The organism is Ensifer sp. ENS10 (assembly GCF_014852025.1).
In the GTDB taxonomy this organism is placed as follows: domain Bacteria; phylum Pseudomonadota; class Alphaproteobacteria; order Rhizobiales; family Rhizobiaceae; genus Ensifer.
Genome location: NZ_JACVAS010000027.1, coordinates 1 through 2,782, shown reverse-complemented (window position 1 = coordinate 2,782; position 2,782 = coordinate 1). Strand labels below are relative to the sequence as shown.

3 protein-coding genes are annotated in these 2,782 nt (G+C 65.7%); all 3 read right to left on the bottom strand.

Annotation, left to right across the window (positions count from 1 at the left end; all coding sequences use genetic code 11):
- On the bottom strand, positions 1–1,057 hold a 1,057-nt coding region (locus IB265_RS36185; protein WP_113133517.1), incomplete at its 3' end, for a sulfate/molybdate ABC transporter ATP-binding protein.
- Between the two features lie 13 nt (positions 1,058–1,070).
- A complete protein-coding gene (gene cysW, locus IB265_RS36180; RefSeq protein ID WP_192496219.1) occupies positions 1,071–1,958 on the bottom strand; it encodes a sulfate ABC transporter permease subunit CysW in 888 nt (295 codons plus the stop codon).
- A partial coding sequence (cysT, locus tag IB265_RS36175) for a sulfate ABC transporter permease subunit CysT (RefSeq protein ID WP_113133515.1) occupies positions 1,948–2,782 on the bottom strand: 835 nt, incomplete at its 5' end. The genes cysT and cysW, both read right to left, overlap by 11 nt.

Sequence of the window (2,782 nt, the reverse complement as noted above, 5' to 3'; positions counted from 1 at the left end):
CTACAGCCTGCTCTCTGTTGTCTCTGAAGAGTTTCCACTTTGTCGGCCGGAAGGCGATGCGGCTGTGGTCGCCGGCGGCGGCGCGTTCGGGCGACAGCTCGATCTCGACATGCGGATGGTTGCGGCCAAGGTCGAGTTCGAGATGGCGGGTGCCGGCAACGCGGCGGCTGGCGGTGACGAGGCCGGCGAGACAGCCGCCGCAGCCGTCGATCAGCTCGATGTCGTGCGGGCGGAAGTGCAGATTGGCCGGCCCGTCCGGCTCGGCCGGAGCCCTGAGCCCGATCGGCCGGTCCTCGAACCAGATCTCGCCGTTCTGGAGCGTGACGGCGAGCGCGTTCGACTGGCCGATGAAGCCGAAGACGAAGGGCGAAACCGGATGGTCGTAGATCTCGTCGGGGGTGCCGACCTGTTCGATCGCGCCCTTGCTCATGACGACGACGCGGTCGGCCAGTTCCAGCGCCTCCTCCTGGTCGTGGGTGACGAAGATCGTCGTGTGGCCGGTGCGGTCATGGATCTCGCGCAGCCACTTGCGCAGTTCCTTGCGCACCTGGGCGTCGAGCGCGCCGAAGGGCTCGTCGAGCAGCAGCACGTTCGGCTCGACCGCCATGGCGCGGGCGAGCGCCACGCGCTGGCGCTGGCCGCCGGACAGCTGCGCCGGATAGCGTTTGTCGAGACCGGAGAGCTGCACCAGATCGAGCAGGTCGAGCGCCCGCTTGCGGATCTCGGCGGCCGGCGGCCGGCGATTGCCCGGGCGCACCTTGAGGCCGAAGGCGACGTTGTCGAGCACCGTCATGTGGCGGAACAGGGCATAGTGCTGGAAGACGAAGCCGATGTTGCGCTGCTGCACCGTCTTTTGCGAGGCATCCTCGTCGCCGAAGAAGATCGTGCCGCCGGTCGGGCTTTCGAGCCCGGCAACGAGACGCAGCAAGGTCGTCTTGCCGGAGCCGGAGGGGCCAAGCAGCGCGATCAGCTCGCCGGAGCGGATGTCGAGCGAGACGTCGTCGAGCGCCGGGAAGCGGCCGAATTCCTTGCGGATGTTGTGAACGCGCACGTCCATAGCGTTTGACCTTTCAATGCCTGCGGCTGGCGGCGATCTCGGCGCTGTAGCGGATCTCCAGCGCCGTCTTCAAAATCAGGGTGATCAGCGCCAGCAGCGCCAGCAACGCCGCCACCGCAAAGGCGGCGACGAAGTTGTATTCATTATAGAGGATTTCGACCTGCAACGGCATGGTGTTGGTCTCGCCGCGGATATGGCCGGAGACCACCGAGACGGCGCCGAACTCGCCCATGGCGCGGGCGTTGCAGAGCAGCACGCCGTAAAGCAGCCCCCATTTGATGTTCGGCAGCGTCACGAACCAGAAGGTCTGCCAGCCCGACGCCCCCAAGGACAGGGCTGCCTCCTCGTCGCTACTGCCCTGTTCCTGCATCAGCGGGATCAGCTCGCGGGCGACGAAGGGGAAGGTGACGAAGACGGTGGCGAGCACCAGACCGGGCACGGCAAACAGGATCTGGATGCCGTGGCTCTGCAGCCAGGGACCGATCAGGCTGTGCGAGCCGAACAACAGCACGAAGACGAGGCCGGAGATGACCGGCGAGACCGAGAACGGCAGGTCGATCAGCGTCGTCAGGAACGCCTTGCCCTTGAACTCGAACTTGGCGATCGCCCAGGCGGCGGCGACGCCGAAGACGAGGTTGAGCGGCACGGCGATGGCAGCGACGGTCAGCGTCAGGCGGATGGCCGAGAAGGTCTCGGTGTCCCCGAGCGCGGCAACGAACTCGGCCGGTCCCTTGCGCAGCGCCTCGGTGAAGACGGCGGCGAGCGGCAAAAGCAAAAACAGCGCGACGAAGACAAGCGCCGTGATCGTCAGGGTCAGCCGGGCAAAGCGGCTTTCCGAGGTGGCGGCAGCCAGCGCCGGCAAGGCCCGTTGCGGCCCGGATGCGGTCAGATCATGCGACATAGACATATCTCCGCCGGCTCCAGGCCTGGATCGAGTTGATGAGGAGCAGCATGGCGAAGGAGATCGCCAGCATCACCGCGGCAATGGCGGTGGCGGCAGCATAGTTAAACTCTTCAAGCCTGATGACGATCAGAAGCGGGGCGATCTCCGAGACATAAGGCAGGTTGCCGGCGATGAAGATCACCGAGCCGTATTCGCCGACGCCGCGGGCAAAGGCGAGCGCAAAGCCGGTGAGGCCGGCCGGCAGCAGTCCCGGCAACAATACCCGGCTGATCGTCTGGAAACGGCTGGCGCCAAGGGTGGCTGCGGCTTCTTCCACCTCCTTGTCGATCTCCTCCATGATCGGCTGCACGGTCCTGACAACAAACGGCAGGCCGACGAAGATCAGCGCGACGACGATGCCGGATGGCGTAAAGGCGATCTTGAGCCCGAGCGGCTCGATGAACTGGCCGATCCAGCCGTTGCCGGCATAAAGCGTCGTCAAGGCAATGCCGGCGACCGCGGTCGGCAGCGCGAACGGCAGGTCGACCATGGCGTCGATCACCCGTTTGCCGGGGAAACGATAGCGCACCAGCACCCAGGCGAGGATGACGCCGAAGACGAGGTTGATGATCGCGGCGAGAAACGCCGTGCCGAACGAGATCTTCAGGGCATTGAGCGTGCGCGGATCGAGCGCCAGCTCAAAGAACTTGGCCCAGCCGAGCCCGCTTGCCCGCCACACCAGCCCCGACAGCGGGATCAACACGATCAGCACCAGCCAACTCAGCGTGATCCCGAGCGACAGCCCAAAGCCAGGCAAAACACTCGGCTGGCGAAATCGCCAG

Excerpts from the sequence above, each read along its gene's own strand:
- cysW (WP_192496219.1), bottom strand. The coding sequence starts at position 1,958 with ATGTCGCATGATCTGACCGCATCCGGGCCGCAACGGGCCTTGCCGGCG.